This is a genomic window from Fibrobacter sp. (assembly GCF_045112255.1).
In the GTDB taxonomy this organism is placed as follows: Bacteria; Fibrobacterota; Fibrobacteria; order Fibrobacterales; family Fibrobacteraceae; genus Fibrobacter.
This window is the reverse complement of sequence record NZ_JBGUHR010000137.1, coordinates 22,039-39,936: the sequence shown is the minus strand read 5'-3', so window position 1 is coordinate 39,936 and position 17,898 is coordinate 22,039. Positions and strand designations below refer to the sequence as shown.

The 17,898-nt window shown below is 48.3% G+C and carries 12 protein-coding genes and 1 tRNA gene; 5 read left to right on the top strand and 8 right to left on the bottom strand.

Annotated features, from left to right (window positions below):
• Positions 1–33: 33 nt before the first annotated feature.
• From ACJMM9_RS17695 to ACJMM9_RS17675, 5 genes are all read right to left on the bottom strand, one after another.
• Positions 34–846 (bottom strand): hypothetical protein, encoded by an 813-nt coding sequence (locus ACJMM9_RS17695; RefSeq protein ID WP_405330011.1) that lies wholly within the window; start codon positions 844–846, stop codon positions 34–36.
• Positions 830–1,399 (bottom strand): pyridoxamine 5'-phosphate oxidase family protein, encoded by a 570-nt coding sequence (locus tag ACJMM9_RS17690; protein WP_405330008.1) that lies wholly within the window; start codon positions 1,397–1,399, stop codon positions 830–832. Before ACJMM9_RS17690 ends, ACJMM9_RS17695 begins: the two co-directional genes overlap by 17 nt.
• Positions 1,400–1,501: 102 nt before the next feature.
• Entirely contained in the window at positions 1,502–2,434 is a 933-nt protein-coding gene (locus tag ACJMM9_RS17685; RefSeq protein ID WP_405330005.1) for an ORF6N domain-containing protein, read from the bottom strand.
• A 215-nt stretch (positions 2,435–2,649) separates the two neighbouring features.
• Complete coding sequence (locus ACJMM9_RS17680) at positions 2,650–6,642, bottom strand: SNF2-related protein (RefSeq protein WP_405330002.1); 3,993 nt, start codon at positions 6,640–6,642, stop codon at positions 2,650–2,652.
• 76 nt (positions 6,643–6,718) lie between these two features.
• Positions 6,719–8,068: a Na+/H+ antiporter NhaC family protein gene (locus ACJMM9_RS17675; protein ID WP_405329999.1), complete on the bottom strand. Its 1,350-nt coding sequence runs from the start codon at positions 8,066–8,068 to the stop codon at positions 6,719–6,721.
• A gap of 121 nt (positions 8,069–8,189) precedes the next feature.
• Here ACJMM9_RS17675 and ACJMM9_RS17670 point away from each other — a divergent pair, with 121 nt between their 5' ends.
• The 4 genes from ACJMM9_RS17670 to ACJMM9_RS17655 all read left to right on the top strand — a co-directional run bounded on the left by ACJMM9_RS17670 (position 8,190) and on the right by ACJMM9_RS17655 (position 13,878).
• Positions 8,190–10,808 (top strand): RND family transporter, encoded by a 2,619-nt coding sequence (locus tag ACJMM9_RS17670; protein ID WP_405329996.1) that lies wholly within the window; start codon positions 8,190–8,192, stop codon positions 10,806–10,808.
• Positions 10,809–10,817: 9 nt separating this feature from the next.
• The gene (locus ACJMM9_RS17665) at positions 10,818–11,726 is read left to right on the top strand and encodes an aspartoacylase (protein WP_405329993.1); all 909 of its coding nucleotides are present in this window, start codon (positions 10,818–10,820) and stop codon (positions 11,724–11,726) included.
• Between the two features lie 241 nt (positions 11,727–11,967).
• Positions 11,968–12,612 (top strand): hypothetical protein, encoded by a 645-nt coding sequence (locus ACJMM9_RS17660; RefSeq protein WP_405329990.1) that lies wholly within the window; start codon positions 11,968–11,970, stop codon positions 12,610–12,612.
• Between the two features lie 156 nt (positions 12,613–12,768).
• Positions 12,769–13,878, top strand: a complete 1,110-nt coding sequence (locus ACJMM9_RS17655; RefSeq protein WP_405329987.1) for an HAD-IIA family hydrolase — start codon at positions 12,769–12,771, stop codon at positions 13,876–13,878.
• Positions 13,879–14,128: 250 nt separating this feature from the next.
• Here the strand turns inward: ACJMM9_RS17655 and ACJMM9_RS17650 are convergent.
• Positions 14,129–14,201, bottom strand: a tRNA-Gly gene (locus ACJMM9_RS17650).
• 71 nt (positions 14,202–14,272) lie between these two features.
• On the opposite strand from ACJMM9_RS17650, the gene ACJMM9_RS17645 reads away from it, so the two are divergent.
• Positions 14,273–14,905 (top strand): hypothetical protein, encoded by a 633-nt coding sequence (locus tag ACJMM9_RS17645; RefSeq protein ID WP_405329985.1) that lies wholly within the window; start codon positions 14,273–14,275, stop codon positions 14,903–14,905.
• Positions 14,906–15,002: 97 nt separating this feature from the next.
• Here the strand turns inward: ACJMM9_RS17645 and nudC are convergent, their stop codons facing one another.
• A complete protein-coding gene (gene nudC / locus ACJMM9_RS17640; RefSeq protein ID WP_405329982.1) occupies positions 15,003–15,833 on the bottom strand; it encodes an NAD(+) diphosphatase in 831 nt (276 codons plus the stop codon).
• Positions 15,834–15,974: 141 nt separating this feature from the next.
• Positions 15,975–17,873: a biosynthetic arginine decarboxylase gene (speA, locus tag ACJMM9_RS17635; RefSeq protein ID WP_405329979.1), complete on the bottom strand. Its 1,899-nt coding sequence runs from the start codon at positions 17,871–17,873 to the stop codon at positions 15,975–15,977.
• Positions 17,874–17,898 lie beyond the last annotated feature (25 nt).

Here is a 17,898-nt window from a genome sequence, read left to right as displayed (position 1 = left end):
TAGATTCTAATTCCGAAAACTATTGTGGCTGAATTATTTTTTTTGATTTTTAAATTCTAGATAAGCTTTCTCGCATTCCTCAAGGTATTTCTTGTCTGTTGTGCGTAGAAGAAGCTTGCCTTGTCCTTCCCGTTTTGGTGGAGTTTCCAGTCCCAATGTCTTGTACATATCCTGGACCAAAATCGCGATATCACCATAGTCAAGTCCAGTTTCTTTAATGTTATGTGTTGTAATAGCGATGGCGATGTAGGTAAACCCTGCATCTTTTATCATCTGTATTAGCGGCTTATAGGATTGAAGTTTCTTCAAGAAGTTTTCTCTATTATCATTCGGTTCTGCAATTTTATCTGGGTCCAAAACAATGACAATATCATTTGTGTCATATTTCGGTGCATAACTTGCTGCATGACGGTATTTATGCAGTTCCCTAAAAATTTCATCGAATATGGATAAAGGAGCGATGGCAACTTTATCGTCCCTGTGCTGCTTGAGTCTGTGCTTCAGATGGGGCGGCCATATCCCGCCTTCGCCACGACCAAAGGCTGAATAGATTTCATTGTTCTCATCGACAATCACGCTATCCGGCATGCCGTTTTTTTCGGAATAAAGTGCCCATACAATACGTCCGGCATCATTTTCGTATTCCTTGTGAAGCGAAATGTAGCGGCTCTCATATAAATCGTGAGCGGCTCTGTAATAAAAATTTTTTGAAAAACCTCCGAATGCACCGATGACCATATAGTTCTTCGTGATTTGCAGGGATAGATTTAGCATTTGTTCTTCCGCCCAGCAGAGGGCAGAACAAGCCAAGGCCAACATCAGTATTTTTCTAGCACTTTTGAGCATAGTCGTTTTTCGATTTTCCTGTGAAATTCGTGCTTGTTATTTTGAATATTGTCACGGTGGCGGCTTGTTCGGGCGTGAATTCGAACTTGTGCGCGGATGCTGAATGCGGACATTGCGCGGCGGATTGCAGGGAATGCGCGGAACCTGGGTGTTGTGGCGCTCCGGCTGCTTGACGTTTCATTAAGAGCGAGAGCCCGCGGCATTTTTCAGCAACATTTTCGACGATTTCGGCTATACCTTGCCCGACAACGCTTGCGTAAAAGCGCCCGCTTTTGCAATAGACATCTTCGTAAATCTCGATGCGGTTTTCAATGCACATGCTGAAAGCAACATTCGGATTTTTGCGGATGCAGTCGAGTTTTTTGCCGACATGCGCGCAATGGAAATACAGCTCCAGAATGCCACATTCCAAGCTGTAACCGAACGACAGCGGAATCACGTAAGGCATGTTTGCATTTGCATCGTCAAACATTGCGACATGGCAAGTCGTGCATTGCTCAATAATCTTTGCGATGTTTTCGTCACCTAAAACTTCTCTGTCCTTGCGCCGCATTTTACCTCAACTTTTTCGTTATTCAGTTTTAAATATAATTATCTAAAGAGGTTTACAATATTGATCTTTGTGGCTTTTTCAATAAATTTAAAATCTTAGCTTTCATTTCTTTAAGACTTCTTCTAGCGTAAAATCTTCTTTTGAAAAGAAGAATGTGTTTTTACCCAAGTCTTTTAGAGATGCGCCAAAATGGTAAGCTATGTTATCAATAAATAAAAAACGATCATGGACGCCATCACTTGGTAAAATTTCAATGGGCGAGTCGGCATACTGAGCATTGTAAGTGCTTAAATCAACTTCGAATACTTTGCTTTTGTTGTAGGTGTAAATGGTAACAGAAACGCCTTCGTTTCGTTTGAGCATCATTGCCAAGGTCTTTTCATCTACGTAGTTGTCTATGAGAACAATTCTCTTTTTTGCTTGCCGAATGAGTCCGCATACGAAAACATAAGCATCGAACTGCTGGTTATTGTAGAATAGTCCTTTGGCTTTGAGTTCTCCGCGATCCATTGCTTCGAAAACCTCATCAAGTTTGCGATCGTGGGCGAGTAAACGTTGGTCTTGCTCCAAATCCTTTGCTTCTACATTGGAAAGTCGATTGATGAGCCCTGCATTGTTTATTAGATAATGTCGCATTGCGACAAATGCGTCCATAATTTGAATAGTTGCTGAAATGGCTGTATCGCTATGCAATACTGTTGCTAGCATTGCGACTCCTTGTTCGGTAAAGGCGAAAGGCATTTTCTTGATGTGGAGCCCTCGTTTATTGCCGTTTTCGTTTAAAATCACAATTTGTGATATTAAAGAATTTGGAAGTTCCTCCCGATCAAGTTGAAAGCAAAATCTTTCAGGAAATTTCTTTGGATTTCTTTTTACTGCTTGATTGATGATTCTAGTTTCTACTCCGTAAAGCGTAGCCAAGTCGTGGTCTAGTAACACCTGCTTTCCGCGAATTACTTGAATTATTTTCTCTACGCCAGTTTCTACAAGCGGATGGATTGGAACGATATCATTACTTTCGTTTTCTTTTTTCATTTGATAAAAGCCTTTTTGAACTGTTGCAAAAAATGCATCAGTTTTATTGATGTGAAAAATCGAATCGGATTACCGATTCATCTAGAAATGGATATAGCTAAGGGATAAAAGAAATGATATAGATAATGATATAGCAAAAATCAGCACATTAGCTTTAATCACCAAGTGCTGCGTATAATCTACAAAATAAAATTCTAAAGGTCAAGTGCGCTGCTTTACACAATAGTATTGTCCAAGCAGAAGACTTCGGCGAGTTGCTTGTCGTCCATGTCGGCGAGCCATGTTTCACCGGCGTTCACGGTCAAGTTGGCGATGGCTTTTTTGGTTTCGAGGAGAGCGTTGATTTTCTCTTCGAAGGTGCCTTTGGTGATAAAGCGGTGGACTTGGACGTTGCGCTTTTGGCCGATACGGAAGGCGCGGTCGGTGGCTTGTGCTTCGATGGCGGGGTTCCACCACAAATCGTAATGGATGACTTGCGATGCGGCGACGAGGTTTAAGCCGGTGCCGCCTGCCTTAAGCGAGAGAATGAGCACTTTGCAGTCAGGATTTTCCTGGAAATCCTGAATCATTTCGGAACGCTGCGTTTGTGTGCAACCGCCGTGATAGAAATGTGTGCGGAGACCGAGTTCGCTTTCAATGGTTGATTTCAGCAGGTGGCCCATTTCGGCAAATTGCGTAAAGATGAGCGTCTTTTCGCCTTGCTCTTGGATGGATGTGAGGAGGTCCAAGAGCATCTGCATCTTGCCGGATTCAAGCTTGCTGGATTTCTTGGGGGCGGCTGCGATGGAATCGTTGCCCGAGACTTCACTGGATCCTTCCTCCCGATGGTCGTCAGGATGACGTTGGGACGGGGTGTCTGCGGCAAGGCCTTTCAAGAATGTCGCGGGATGATTGCAGATTTGCTTGAGGGCAAGAATCATCTGCAAGATGATGCCTTTGCGTTTGAACAAAGCGTGAGCGTCGTTTGCCTTTTCGTTGAGAGCCTGCTCCATCTCAAGCTCTTGCATAAAGTGCTCAAGCGTTTTTTGATAAAGGGCGGCTTGCGAGCGCGTGAGTTCAGCGTATTCGTCCTGAATGATTTTGTCGGGCAGGTCGCTGATGATGCTCTTGTCGGTCTTGAGGCGGCGCAGCATGAACGGCGCTGTGATTTTGCGGAACGTTTCGGCGACAATCTGGTTGCCGTTCTTTTGAATCGGCGTTTCGAATTTTTCGCGGAATTCGCTTGCGCTCGGGAAGAATCCGTGGTTCGCAAAATCCATGATGGTCCAGAATTCCATGAGGCGGTTTTCGACAGGGGTGCCGCTCATCGCGATTTTCATGGGCGCGCGCATGCGGCGGAGTAATTTACTCTGTTCGCTATCGGCGTTTTTGATGTTTTGTGCTTCGTCGATGATGATTGTTTGCCATTCGATTTTATCGAGTTCGGCAAAGTCCTTGCGGAAGGTAGCGTATGTCGTGAGCAGAACATCGGCGTTGAACTTTTGCAAGTTGCGGCGGCCGCCGTGGTATGCAAAGAACGTGAGTTCCGGTGCGAACTTCTTGATTTCGACTTGCCAGTTGCACAGGAGGCCGGCGGGCATCACGACAATGGCTTTTTTCTCCGCGAATTTGCCCTCTTGTTTCATCTTGAGGAGGAACGTAATGACTTGCAGCGTCTTGCCAAGACCCATGTCATCGGCGAGAATGCAACCGAATCCGATTTCCAGATTCTTGTACATCCAGGAGTAGCCGCGCATTTGGTACGGGCGGAGTGTCGCGTTCAAATTCTCGGGCAACGGAATGTCTGTTTCGGCGCGCCAGGCATCGAACTGTTGCTTGAAATCGCTTGCCATTTCGACCGGGATGTTGTCGCATTCACCGGTGAAGCATGCTTGCACAAGTTTTGCTTGTGTGATTTCTGGAGCGGAATCTTCTTCGAGGATTTCGTCGGCGGACGTCGCGACACCCTCGGCGGCATTCTCGTTATTAGATCCCGCAGCATTTCCACCAGCTTTCTTGCCTTTGCCGTCTTTGGAATTTGCGCTGGACTTACCTTCAATTTTATCGCGGATGGATTGCAAATCCTGTTCGGTAATTTGCACGTAACTGGACTTGTATTTTAAAAGCCCGTCCGCTTGTTCAGCGAGTTCCAAGAATTCCTTTGCCGAAATGTTTTCATCGCCGATGGCGATTTCCCAGTCAAAGTCGAGCAGGTCGCCGGCAGTGAATGCTCCAAAGCTCATGCTGCCTTGCAAGCGCATCTTGGGCTTCGGCTTTCCGATGTTCAAGAGGTTCTTCGGAATTTCCGTCTGGATGCCGAACAGTTGTAGTTTTTTGAGGCAATCCTGCAAAAATTCAAGGAGTTCTGTGCCTCGCATCAAAATCGATTCGCTTGCACGGCGTTCCAGGTACGCATCGAGCGGCTTGAAACCATCGGCAATGCCGTTCAGTACGCTCATAATTGAGAGCAGGCGGGAATCGTTGTTTTCGAAAAGTTCCGAAAGCGGCGTGCGTCTCGCGGCATTTTGCATTCCCGCTTCATTCCCGGTGGCACTCGCAGCATCTTCATCAAGTACAAAAACGTCTAATGCCACATCTTCGTCCATTTCGCTACAGACGAAGAGAATCTGTGTGCGGCAACCGAGGCAAGAATACACCGAGAGCCATTGCTGGATTTTTCCCGGAATGGCATGCGCGTTGTTCGCAAGTTTTCCTGAAACGCTATCGAAAAAGAACGAAAGCAAATTGCCGTGATTCGTCTTGAGTGGCGTCTTGTATTTGCGGGCGAATTTCAATAGCTGCGAGATGAACAGCGAAAGAATGTGTTCGGCGGGTTCCGCAATTTCAAAGAAGGATTCTTCCTTGCTTGTCCACGCGAGTTCTCGCGGGGCCGTGACTTCGAGGTCTGCGACAATGTACAGAATTTCAGGGAGCATTTCGGCGGGGAGCCAGCGAATTTGCGCCACGTCTTTCCCGATCCAGAAAACTTGCGGATAAATGGCTCCGGTGCGCACAAGATAAAATGCCACTTGCAACATCAAGTGCAAGTAACGCACGGAGTAATGGTGCCATGAAAAATTCCCGGCGCTGAGGCAGCAAAGCGCTCCCATCACGTTTGTAACGGTGAGGTTGCTATTGATGACCTTGTCTGCCATGGACTGCTCGAAATTCCAATGCCATCCGGACTTGTGGAACAGTCGCAGTTGTTCGTTTTCCATTAGGAACGTCTTCGCGTTGTTCACGCGGAACTGTTCCGAGAATTCATCAAAATTATCGAAGTCGGTAAAGAACTTATGGCACGATTCTAGTTCATCCGTAAAACTCTTGCGGAAATTCCCGGCGGGGCAGAACTTGGGGAAGTTTTGCAACATCGCGGGCAGAATATGCGAGTAATCTTTCCAGCTCTTGAAATCGAATGTTGGCAGTTGCTTTGGCGGGATGCTGTTTTGCGATTCGCGGCCCGAGCCTTTATACCCACCAAATAAACTTGCGCTCGCGTCTTCAGCGTGGGAAAGTTCGGCTGCATTCTGCGCTTCGCGTTCGGCGCGCTCGTCGCTATCCCCGGCGCTTCCCGTAATCGCACCATCCGCACTTTCTGCGGCATTCCCGGCGGCATTCTCGTTAGCGGATGCGTTTTCGGCACTTGAGCCTACGAGTCTTGTCGCTTTGCTGAACGACCTCACGAGAATGGCTTCGCTGGGCGCCTCCATTTCCATCGCGTCTGGCTTGTAGTCCTTGATAAAATCCAGGTCGAGTCCGTGAATCTTGAAAAGAACGTTCGGCTCCTTGTCTGCCTGTTCTGCAATTTTCAAAAACGTGGCAACGAGGTACTTGCACGGGCGTTCGTCGCGGCAGTCGCAACCCATGTTGACTTTGGCTGGATCGTCAAAAAGCTGGAGTCCGCTTTTACTCATCAAGAGTTCAAGCGACGGGCTTAACGCCTTGTTGTTTAGAGCCAAAAGTTCCGCAGGTTGTTGCTTCAAGAAGCTCACGAAAATTTCGGAAGATTCTTTAGAAAATTTCGGGAAGACGATGTAGTTGTTGTGGAGTCCTCCATTCGGACCTTTCACTACGGAAATCACGCGGTTATCGACGATGTCGATGCTTGTCACCTGGCCCCGCGCGGCGAACTTGAGTCCCTGCAAAACAGCTTGATCGCTTGCTGTCGCAAGAATCGAGTTCAGCCATTTGTTTGCCCACCAAGTCTTTCCGAAACTTCCAAAATCCATGGGCGCAAATATAGTAAAAACTGCTCAAATGAACAAATGAAGCGCGCCTGCTGGGGCCTGAAAAATGGCGTTACTTTTATTCTTGCGGCTTGTTTTTTCTTGGAGAAATGGCGATGAAAATGAGAACGCTCACGAGAAGCAGGAAAGGGTAGAACATGTAGGGGATTACGTCAAATGCGCTGATGTTTGCGTCTGGAATTGCAGTCGAAATGGCTGCAAGCGCCACAAGCATTTGTGCGCCGTAAGGCAAAATCCCTTGAACCACGCAGCTGAAAATGTCCAAAAGCGAAGCGGTCTTTTTCGGCGAGATCCTGTATTCGTTACCCATTTGCTTTGCGATGGGGCCTGCCATTACAATTGCAACGGTGTTATTTGCTGTTGCAATGTCGAGAGCGCTTACTAAAAGGCCTACGCCCACCTGCCCGCTGCGGTGCCCTTTGAATACTTTATGAATAAAGTCAAGTAACGCTGCAAAACCGCCGTGAATGCGGATGAGACCGCACAATGCGCTCACCAGAACGGCTACAAGGATCGTTTCGTACATTCCGGAAATGCCGTTTCCGATGTTTTGTAAAAGTCCAATCATGTCGAGAGGTCCAAAGCATACCATAATCACGGAGGCGGCGACAATGCCGACCAGCAGCACTGTAAACACGTTGATTCCAGTAAGGGCAAGTACCAAGACGAGTACGTAGGGAATAAGTTGTACGAGGTTATATGGATTTTCTGCAACAGTCTTTGCTTCTGTTGCAAAAGAAATTGCCGTGATAATTAAAATGGCAAGGATCGCCGCAGGGGAGGCTATCAAAAAGTTCACATGGAATTTGTCTTTCATTTTGCAGCCTTGCGTTGATGTTGCTGCAATTGTTGTATCAGAGATAAAACTCAGGTTGTCTCCGAACATGGCGCCGCCAATCACGGTTGCAACGCAGAATGGAACGCCGAAGCCTGCAACTTGCGCAACCTCGACGGCAATCGGCGATACGACTGCGATTGTCCCGACGGATGTCCCCATTGCGGTAGAGACAAACGCTGCCACGACGAATAACACCACTACGGCAAACTGCGCCGGAATAAAATCTAGAAGCAGGTACGCGGCTGCCGAAGCGCTTGACCGCCCGAGAATCCCGGCGAAAATGCCTGCACAGAGGAATATCAGAATCATCAGGAAGATGTTTCTGTCGCCAAGTGCTCCTGCCATCACGTTCATCTTTCTGTCAAAATTCAGTTTGCGGTTTTGCACACATGCCACAAAAATGGCCACCAAAAATGCCGCAACAATCGGGATGTTGTAAAATCCCATTGGAATCTTGAGTACGTATTCGAATGTGATGCCGAGTCCAAGATAAAGTATCAAGAAAACGGCGATGGGCAAAAGGGCGATTGGGTTACCCTTGATTTTTTCTTCTGTATATTCGTTTTGCATGTTCCAAAGATAAAAAAAGGTTTTCTGCCAGATTCCCTAAAAGCCTCGATTTTAGGCGTTTCGTCGGAAATTGCGGCGGACTCAGCTATAGGTTTATGGGGATATTTATATATTTCTACGCATGAACACGAAAAAGTCGTTTACTGAAAGATTTTCACAGTGGTATATTCCACTTGTCTGCCGGAATAAAAACAAGGCTCTTGCCTTTTACATTCTGCTTGCCATTTTGATGGCTTTCCCGATTCTTGTAAAGCCGGGATTAAAACTGGATGCCGACCTTTCGCACCTCTTGCCTGAGAATACGCCGAGCGTAAAGGCTCTTGAGGAGTCTTACCAGCGATTTGGTTCCACCGACAGGTTCATGATTGCTATTCAGAGTGACGATGCGTACTTGGTCGCCGCTTTGCAGGATTCAATCAGCGATTATATTCGCAAAAATTGGCAGGGCGATGTCGTTTCGACTCAGGTTGATAACGATAACAAGTTCTTCAAGGATAATGCGCTTTTGTACCTCCCGGTCAAGCACCTTGAACGTATTCGCGACAACTTGGAAGATCTCCAGCTAGAAATTGGTCGAAAAAATGGCCCGCTTGTAGTCGATTTGCTTGGGGATGCCTCTGCCGATTCTTCGTCTACAGAAAAAAAGGAACGCATCTGGTTTGATGCTAATTTACCGCAGGAGCTGGGCCTCCCTGATGAAGCTGCTGGCGCTTTTGATTCGTTCTTTAAGAAAAATAAAGAAGAAACTGAACAGCAGGTTGCATCGTCGGATAAGCCGAAATGGGATGGCAAAAAGCCTGTTCCCGAAGATTTGAAGACTCGTCTTATTGGTTGCCCTCGTCCTGACAGTACAGGAAAAATCTTGTTCAATGGTATTGTCAATGCAAAGCTCATCAGGCCTTCTACGGATTATGAATTTGTAACGCATATTCTTGAACGCACTGATTCCTTGCTTGCTTTCTTCCGCAGCAAAACTTATCCTGTTCCTACGCGATTCTCTGTAGAAGGAACTTATGAGGGGCTTAAAGAAGTCGATGAAGTGGCCAATGATTCCATTTTCTCGTTCGGTGTAAGCCTTGTCTTGATTGTGCTTCTGACAATGTTCTTCTTCAGGAGCGTGAAAGGCCCGATTCTTGTGACGGCATCCGTGCTTTATGCTTGCATTCCGACGCTTGCGTTTACCGCATTGTTCTACGGTAAGATGAACCCGTTTACGGTTTTTGTGGCGTCCATTATTCTTGGCATCGGTATCGACTATTCTATCCATATCTTAGGAACAGCGCAAAAATTCTTGCAGAAGAGTTCTACGCTTGAAGAAGTTCTCGAACTTGCCCAGAGAAGGATGCTTAAGCCCTTTATTCTTGCAAGTTTTACGACGGTGGCCGCATTCCTTACGCTTTTGACGGCTCATTTCCGCGGCTTTTATGAATTTGGCCTTGTGGCATCGATGGGCGTGATTTTCAGTATGCTCACATCTGTGCTTGTGCTTCCTGTCTTTATCAAGTGCATGGGCGGGATCCCTGCGGCGCCTAAGGGGAGTTTGTTACCAAAATCCTGGAGTGATGCAAAAATTGTCAGCTTCTTCAAGGTCCTTGCCTTTATCGGCTTTGCTCTTGGTATTGTGGCAATCTGGTTTGCACGAGATGTTGATTTTGAACACAACCTGCGTAATTTGCGCCGTGTTGCCATTGAAAAAACAGAAAAGAAAGACCGAATTGGGACTGGTGAAGCGCGTAGCAACAATCGCGCGTCTTCGACTCCGGCGGCAGTTATGGGCAGCAAGTCGGAGCAGCTGGATCTGCTGTACGACACCTTGATGGTGCGCTTGCATGTTGAACATGATACGTTGCTTCGCAGTTTCTTAACTCTCAAAACATTTGTTCCACCTCTGGATTCCCAGGAACGCCGTCTTGAGGTGATTGAAGAAATTCGCGACCTTGTCGAGGCTAGAGTTTTCGACCGCGCAGAAGGGGAGGACTCCGCAAATGTGGCGACGCTCAGAAAACTTTCTTCAGTGGATAGAGCTTTTGAAGCTAAGGATATTCCTGATTGGGCTTTGGACCTGTTACGTGAAAAAGATGGCAGCTATGGAAAAATTGGCTTTATCTATGGCGGATTCCAAAGCTGGGATGCTAAGGCTTTGCATTTGTTCCAGGACCGTTATGGACACTGGGATTTTGATGGCGAAAAATTACGCACATTCTCTTCGCAGTTCATTCTTTCGGATGTGATTCAGTCTGTGAAGGAAGATAGCTTTAGCCTGGCGTCTGTCATTATTATCGTAATCTTTGGTACGTTGGTCATTTCGTTCCGCAAGCCAAAATATTTCTTGGCGGGTTGCGTTTCGTTTGGCATGGGTACGCTGTTGACCCTTGGCGTTTTGGGTTGCCTGACGCATTTCTTTGAATTTGGAAAAATCAGCATCTATAATGTGATTGTGATTCCGATGACACTTGGTATCGGTATTGATGCGACGATTCACTTTATCACATCCTGGACTTCAAATTCTAATAAGAACATGTCGATACGCCAGCTCTTCGACACGACGGGCCGTAACGTGATGGCTAGCTCCACGACGACGATTGCAGGCTTTGTGGGATTCTTGTTCACAACGCATCGTGGCTTGCAGGGTATCGGACACCTCGCTTGCATAGGAATCTTTATGTTCCTCGTGACAAGTGTTATCTTCTCTATGTATCTTTGTGGCTCCTGGCTCAAGAAAAAGGAAGAAACGAAATAAGGATGATTTATGAGTAAAATCAACACAATTGTCGTTGCTGGTGGAACGCATGGCAACGAACGCACGGGCGTGAGCCTGGTCGAAAAGTGGAAGGCTCATCCTGAATGTTATAACACGCTTTGCCCAAGTGCAAATGTTGAACTTGTCCTAAGCAACCCCGAGGCGATGCGGCTCAATCGCCGTTACCGTGACCATGACTTGAATCGCGCTTTTTCGCAGACTTGTTTGGATGTGACTGTAGAACCTGCGCAGTATGAATTCCGCCGCGCTCGTGAACTCAATAAGATTTATGGCCCCAAGGGCGAGAATACGCGTACGGACTTGATTCTGGACGTGCACAATACGGGTTCGAACATGGGCTATTGCCTGATTCTTTCGACTCGTGATCCGTTTACGATGAAGGCGTCTGCTGTGCTCACGCAAGAATTTGAGGATGCTTGGATTTATTACCAGCCCGAAGAACGCAGTGCTTCTCCGTATTTTGGAACTGTCGCCAAGGCAGACGTGTGCATTGAAATTGGCCCGCAGCAGCATGGAACGCTGAATGCCGCCATTTTTGAACGTTCCGAAAAGCTCGTGAAACGTTATTTGGAACTCGCCGAGGAATGGAACCGTGGCGAGCTGCAAAAGCGCGCACCGATTAAGGTTGAAGTTTATACGCAATGGCGAGACCTGGGTTACCCGAAGCCGCAGGGCGGTGGCGCTATACAGGCTATGATCCATCCGGAATTGGACGGTCACGATTACCGCGAACTCAGACAAGGCGATAAGCTTTTCCGCACGTTCGATGGCAAGGACATCCTGTTCGAGGGCGAACCGGATGGTCGCTTGGTCTACCCAATTTTCATCAATGAACCCGCGTACTACGAGAAAGACATCGCTATGAGCCTCACGGTGAAAACCGTGGAAGAATGGTGATATTAGACGAAAGACCGCTTCGCTGGTAGACGAGAGGCGAGAGAAAAATCACTCGGCGCTTGTCATCCTGAGCGAAGCCCGTAAGGGCGTAGTCGAAGACACCCCTGCAAAGCGAATGTCGCGACCAAGCTTGCTTGGGCATGACCGAGCCCAGGGGGTGGGGCTAAGCCCCATCCAGTGAAGTCTAGTTTTGGATCGTAGATTCTTTTCTACATTTGTACCGTAAATACAGAGGTTTGATATGGCAGAAAACGAAGAAGAATTGAAGTCTATCACGGGCGAAGAAAGCCTGAACAGTTTTATGGAACTCGTGCAGAAGTTGAAGGACGAACCTTGGACTTCCCGTTTGAACGATATTCTGGATGTCTTTGAAGATTTCTTGACGATCCGTCCGGAACCGCCTCAGTCCTGGCAGGACAACTATGCCGCTAGCGGTAAAAAGTTTGACTACTACCAGATTGTGTTGCCCGAAGATTTTCAGGATCCGTACGAAGACGATCTTGGAAACATCAACCGCTTGCGTGGTGAATTTGCTCGTATTCCGAGCACGATGGCTCTTGAACATGAACTCGTGAGCCGCAATTACTTTATTTTTGAAAACGGCCATGCCGAACCGATTCCTGCACCGCGCCCGATTCTGATGCTCGAAAGCAAGGACCGCGCCGATGACGAACAGCCGCAGGAAGGCGATATCACGTGGGATTGCTGCATCTCGATTTTTGCAGACGGCAGCTACGTAGCCTACAATCTCGATCACGATGACGAAGAAGAACTTGGCGAAGATTTCAAGGTTGTCTTTGAAAAGCATATCAAGACGCTTTCGAAATTGCAGCTTGTGATTCCCGTGGAAGGTCGCGATTACGGCATTCTCCGTAGCGACGCGTAAGGGCTTATCGCGCGCTTGTCATCCTGAGCATCGCAATATACGAGACTTGGGGCTTCAGCCCCTTAGTGGAGTTAGGTTCGAAGGAGCAGGATCCAGTCAAATCTAGAGTTTAAGAATCGTCATTTTCGCGAAGATGATGGTCAAAAGCGAATTTTAATGGAACAATTCGAAACCGAAATTTACCTGCGTTACAAGCAAATTATTGAATCGCAGGCAGCGTGTGCATCCTTGAATGCATTTGTCATTTCCGTTCCGGAACAAGTCCGGGATGGCTGCCGGGAATCTCCATTTCATCGCGAAAATGAATTGTCATCCTGGAGGGCGCAGCCCGATAGGATCCTGTGCGCTTCTGATACTGCTCCGCGCCGTGTCCACATGGCGGATTTGTTGGACCGTTACGATGCGTTTTGCTTTGATGGCTATGGAACGCTCTACAATCGCGGTAGCTTTGTTTATCCCGGCGCAATGGAATGGTTCCAGATGCTCCGACGTGCAGGGAAACATCTACGACTGGTGACGAATGCAGCATCCGATGTCGATGAAGTCTTGGCTCGTGATGCGGACAAGCGCGGTTTTGACTTTTCGACGGAAGAAACAATTTCGTCTGGAAGCCTGCTGCGAGAACTCGTGGAACGGCTGCGTCGTGGGGAACGCGCGGACGTGAATACGGCTGCTGGAGCGGCAAATGAAACAGCCGCGAAATCGCTTGAATTGCGCGAGGTTTATTACATCGGTCGTGAAACGGGCAAGCATGTGCTTGAAGCTTGCGAAATCACTGCCGTTGCGATGGATGCCGAACCTGTCGAACCGATTGTGGCGATTTCTTCGGCGAAGGATACTCCAGAAACTTATGTGCGGGCGGCTAAGATTTTGCAACGTCCGGGATCGATTCTTCTTGTGCTGAATTCAGATGCTTGGGCTCCAAAAATTCCCGATGAGAATGGCGTGACTGTTCGCGAACCTGTTTCGGGGGCGCTTTCGGAACGCTTGCGTCGTGATTCGATGTGCGAGGCGAATGGGGGAGTAGGCTGTGAAACTTATTACTTGGGCAAGCCCTTCCCGCAGATTTGGGAGCGCGTCAAAGCTTCGCTTCCTGCGGACTCTCGTGTGCTGATGATTGGCGATACGCTTGGAACGGATGTGCTTGGCGCGAAAGTTGCCGGCTTTGATTCGGCGCTCATTGTCGGGCGAAATGTTCCTGCTATAGAATTAGAAGCAGACGAAGCTGCGCTTGGAATCAAGCCCGATTATTATTTGGAACCGTAAAATAAAAGAACCAGACTTGCGCCTGGTTCCTTTTCTTTAGAGCGGGAAAAGGGTTTGATTCGTCGTCAGTCTCCGCTTGCGCGGCTGACTCCTCACCCTAACGGGCTTATCGCTTGCGCGATAATTCCAAAATTCGCTCTTCGGACTTCGTCCATGATCAAATTTTGTCGAACCCTCTTCTCGGGTTCTCGACCTTTGTTTACGAATAAAAGCAAAAAACGACACCATAGAGGTGTCGTCTTTGCTTTCGAGCGGGAAAAGGGTCTCGAACCCTCGACATCGACCTTGGGAAGGTCGCGCTCTACCAACTGAGCTACTCCCGCATGGGTAGTCTTAATTTAGTAAAATTAGGGGGCTTGTAAAGGGATGCCTTCTTTTTTTCTATTATTGAAATATGCTTAATATCAAATTTAAATCTCTTTGCAAAGTCTTTACTGTCCTTGTTTGTCTTGTTTCCTTGAACTTCGCCTGGGGTGAAGAGCGCTCTTTCTGGCAACGTTTCGCGAACTTCTTTACGCCAACTGGAGCTGTTAAAGGTGAAGGTCCTGTGTTTGATGAACTGAGGAGTGTTGAATCGCAAATCGATAAGATTGAAGTCCAGTACTCTAGAGAGCGCCGTCCGGGCAATAAGACGCGTTACCGCAAACAGCTGGATAGTCTCCGCAATGTCCGTGATTCATTGATAACGGTGATTGAAAAAATGCCGTCGTCTGTAACGAGCGTTGCGCAGTCAAGCGCTGCCCTTTCTAGTGCTGCGCTGTCTAGCTCATGTGCTGCTCAGTCGAGTTCTTCTGCGGTTGTTTCTGTGCCGGTGGCGAATTCTTCTTCTGCGACGATTCCCGCAAGCAGTACTGCAAATGTTGTGTGTACTCGCGATACAGTCTTTGTTCATGATACGCTTGTCGTGCGCGATACCGTCGTGTTTCACGATACTTTATACGTTGTACTTGCGAACAAACCCGAGGCAACACCCAAAGCTTCTCCGAGTAAAGCGAAAAATAAGGCAGATAAAGCCTCGGAACAGTAAACATGTCACCCCGCACTTGTTGCGGGGTTGCTTCATTCGAGGTTCAGAATGTCATTTGAAAATGCGCGGCTTCTCGGCCGCGCTTTCTCGTTAATAATTATTCCTTAATCGTATATCCCGAGCGAAAATTCTCGATCAGGCAACTGCTGATGCTTACGCTCGTATCGTATTCGGGAATGTCCTCGCGCTTGACCCAAGTGGCGCAGGCGAGTTCTGCTTCTTGCATGTGAATGGTCGGATCTCCATCAAGTTCTGCGGTGTATCCCGAAATGAGCGATTCCGAGAACGGCCATGGCTGGCTTCCAAAGTACTTGATGTTCTTGACACGTAAGCCCGCTTCTTCAAGGACTTCGCGCTTGACCGCCTGTTCGAGCGATTCGCCGATTTCCACGAATCCAGAAATCAGGAACATGCGCGTCTTGTCCGGATTGTCCAAGTTGCGGGCCATCAAAAGCTCGTTGCCGTTATGCACGGCGACAATCACGACCGGTGAAATCTTGGGGTAGACCGTGTTCTTGCAGCTAGGGCAGATCATGGAGCGTTCTTTGATTCCGCGCTTCATGAGGCATCCACACTTGCCGCAGAACTTGTTCAAGCTTTCCCACTTGGCAATGTGTGCCGACGTTGCACCGCCGAGGCGCTCCAAATGGCTTTCAAGCGTACGGAACGTGCGGTTGCCGCGGAACTCGTAGCCTTCTGGAACTTCTGGCAGATTCGTATTGCACAAGAAATAAGCGTCCCCGTCAATGCTGATCAGGTAATGGCATTCGCACTGTGGAAACTCGCTTACTCGCGGAATGGCGAAGTTGTCGCCAGATTTCTTGAAAAGCGTTTGATCTCCATTGAAAATAATCAAGTAATCAGTGGGCTTCGGTGCAATGTCTTTAAATTCGTTATCTAACTTGTGCGGAGCAATTTCGTGAATCATAAAAAAGTTACTAGTTGTTGGTCATTAGTCGTTGGTTTTAATAATTGTACATTTAGTGCAAACTAAAATCCGTAGACCATTGACTAATAACCAATGACTCTTCTTTCGTCTCTCGTCTGTAGCCCGGAAGGGCGTTCTCGTCTATTCTAGATACGTATACCCGTAAAGTCCGGAACGATAGATGTTCAAGAATTCCTTGCCTTCCTGAAGTGTAATCTTTCCTTCCTTCACAGAGCGCGTGACCCAGTTTTCCATGTTGCGGACAAGAGCCTTGTCGCTGAAGTTTACGTAGTCGAGCACGTCTTCCACGGATTCACCGTCAATCACCTTGTCGATGTCGTAGCCGCCGTTGTCGTTGCAGACAATGTGCACGGCGTTCGTATCGCCAAAGAGGTTGTGAAGGTCACCGAGGATTTCCTGGTATGCACCGACGAGGTAAACCGCAATAAAGTACGGTTCGTCCTTCTTGATCGGGTGGAGCGGAATGGTGCGAGCCACTTCGCCGCCGCGAACGAACATGTCAATCTTACCATCGCTATCGCAAGTCACGTCCTGAATCGTCGTCTCAATCGTCGGCTCTTCGTCCAAACGCTGGATCGGCATAATCGGGAACACCTGATCCACGCCCCAGCTGTCCGGGAGGCTCTGGAAAAGGCTGAAGTTGCAGAAGTACTTTTCGGCAAGCAAGCGCGGTAGTTCGCTCAATTCATAAGGCGGATGGCGCAGGTCGCGAGCGAGCTGGTCCACCTTGCGGGCGATGCTCCAGAACAAGCGTTCGCTCATGGCGCGCGTCTGCAAATCCACGTCGCCCATCTTGAATCCGCTCAAGGTGTCGTCGTTAATCTGCATGGCATCGTGCCAGCTTTCGAGCAAGTTCTTCGGAGAAAGGCTCTTGTAAATGCCGTACAAGTCCTTCAAAGCTTCCGGAGCGTCGTCGCTGATTTCATGAACGCTTTCGTCGAAGAATGCCTGGCCTGCCGTTTCGAGCACGTTGAACACCAAGATGGAATGGTGTGCCGAAAGAGCACGACCCGATTCTGCAATGATGTTCGGGTGAGGAACGTTGCCGTTCTCGCAAGCTTCGTACATCGCGTACACGACGTCGTTTGCGTATTCCTGAATGGAATAGTTCACGGAGCTAGCGTTAGAACTACGCGTGCCGTCGTAATCGACGCCCAAGCCGCCGCCCACGTCCACGAATTCAAGGCCCATGCCCATCTTCTTAATTTGAACGTAGAACTGCGAAACTTCGCGCAGGCCATTCTTGATATGGCGAATGTTCGTAATCTGGCTACCCAAGTGGAAGTGGATGAGCTTCATGCAGTCTTCCATCTTCTCTTCCTTGATGTAGTCGAGAGCTTCCAAAAGTTCGGAACTGTTGAGACCGAACTTGCTGTGGTATCCGCCAGATTCTTCCCACTTGCCGCTGCCAGAGCTTGCAAGCTTGATGCGAATACCGATGTTCGGGCGCACGCCGATTCGACGAGACAAGTCAACAACCAAGTGAAGCTCGTTCATCTTCTCGACGACAATGAAAATCTTCTTGCCCATCTTCTGTGCGAGGAGAGCAAGCTCGATAAAGTCTTCGTCCTTGTAGCCGTTGCAGATGATCAAAGCGTCCGGGTTCTGCATGTTTGCAAGAACCGCGTGGAGTTCCGGCTTGGAACCCGCTTCGAGGCCGATGTTGAACTTGGAACCGTGACTCACCACTTCTTCCAAGACCGCACGCTGCTGGTTCACCTTGATCGGGAAGATGCTGTAATGGCCACCCTTGTAGCCGTATTCAGTCGTCGCCTTCGTGAAGCACTCGTGAATCTTTTCGATGCGGCTGTCCAGGATATCCGGGAAGCGCAACAACACAGGAGTCGAAACATCGCGCAAGGAAAGTTCCTGCACGAGCTCGTAAAGGTCAATGCTCGGACCGCCATTCTTGATCGGCGAAACCGTCGCATGACCCTTGTCGTTAATGTCAAAGTAACTTACGCCCCAGCCTTTTACGTTGTAAAGATCTCGGGAATCGTCAATGCGCCATTTTTTCATGAATGATCCTTCGGATCAGTAGACA

Excerpts from the sequence above, each read along its gene's own strand:
- nudC (WP_405329982.1), bottom strand. The coding sequence starts at position 15,833 with ATGATTCACGAAATTGCTCCGCACAAGTTAGATAACGAATTTAAAGAC.
- ACJMM9_RS17695 (WP_405330011.1), bottom strand. The coding sequence starts at position 846 with ATGCTCAAAAGTGCTAGAAAAATACTGATGTTGGCCTTGGCTTGTTCT.
- ACJMM9_RS17645 (WP_405329985.1), top strand. The coding sequence starts at position 14,273 with ATGCTTAATATCAAATTTAAATCTCTTTGCAAAGTCTTTACTGTCCTT.
- ACJMM9_RS17690 (WP_405330008.1), bottom strand. The coding sequence starts at position 1,399 with ATGCGGCGCAAGGACAGAGAAGTTTTAGGTGACGAAAACATCGCAAAG.
- ACJMM9_RS17665 (WP_405329993.1), top strand. The coding sequence starts at position 10,818 with ATGAGTAAAATCAACACAATTGTCGTTGCTGGTGGAACGCATGGCAAC.
- ACJMM9_RS17680 (WP_405330002.1), bottom strand. The coding sequence starts at position 6,642 with ATGGATTTTGGAAGTTTCGGAAAGACTTGGTGGGCAAACAAATGGCTG.
- speA (WP_405329979.1), bottom strand. The coding sequence starts at position 17,873 with ATGAAAAAATGGCGCATTGACGATTCCCGAGATCTTTACAACGTAAAA.
- ACJMM9_RS17685 (WP_405330005.1), bottom strand. The coding sequence starts at position 2,434 with ATGAAAAAAGAAAACGAAAGTAATGATATCGTTCCAATCCATCCGCTT.
- ACJMM9_RS17655 (WP_405329987.1), top strand. The coding sequence starts at position 12,769 with ATGGAACAATTCGAAACCGAAATTTACCTGCGTTACAAGCAAATTATT.
- ACJMM9_RS17660 (WP_405329990.1), top strand. The coding sequence starts at position 11,968 with ATGGCAGAAAACGAAGAAGAATTGAAGTCTATCACGGGCGAAGAAAGC.
- ACJMM9_RS17675 (WP_405329999.1), bottom strand. The coding sequence starts at position 8,068 with ATGCAAAACGAATATACAGAAGAAAAAATCAAGGGTAACCCAATCGCC.
- ACJMM9_RS17670 (WP_405329996.1), top strand. The coding sequence starts at position 8,190 with ATGAACACGAAAAAGTCGTTTACTGAAAGATTTTCACAGTGGTATATT.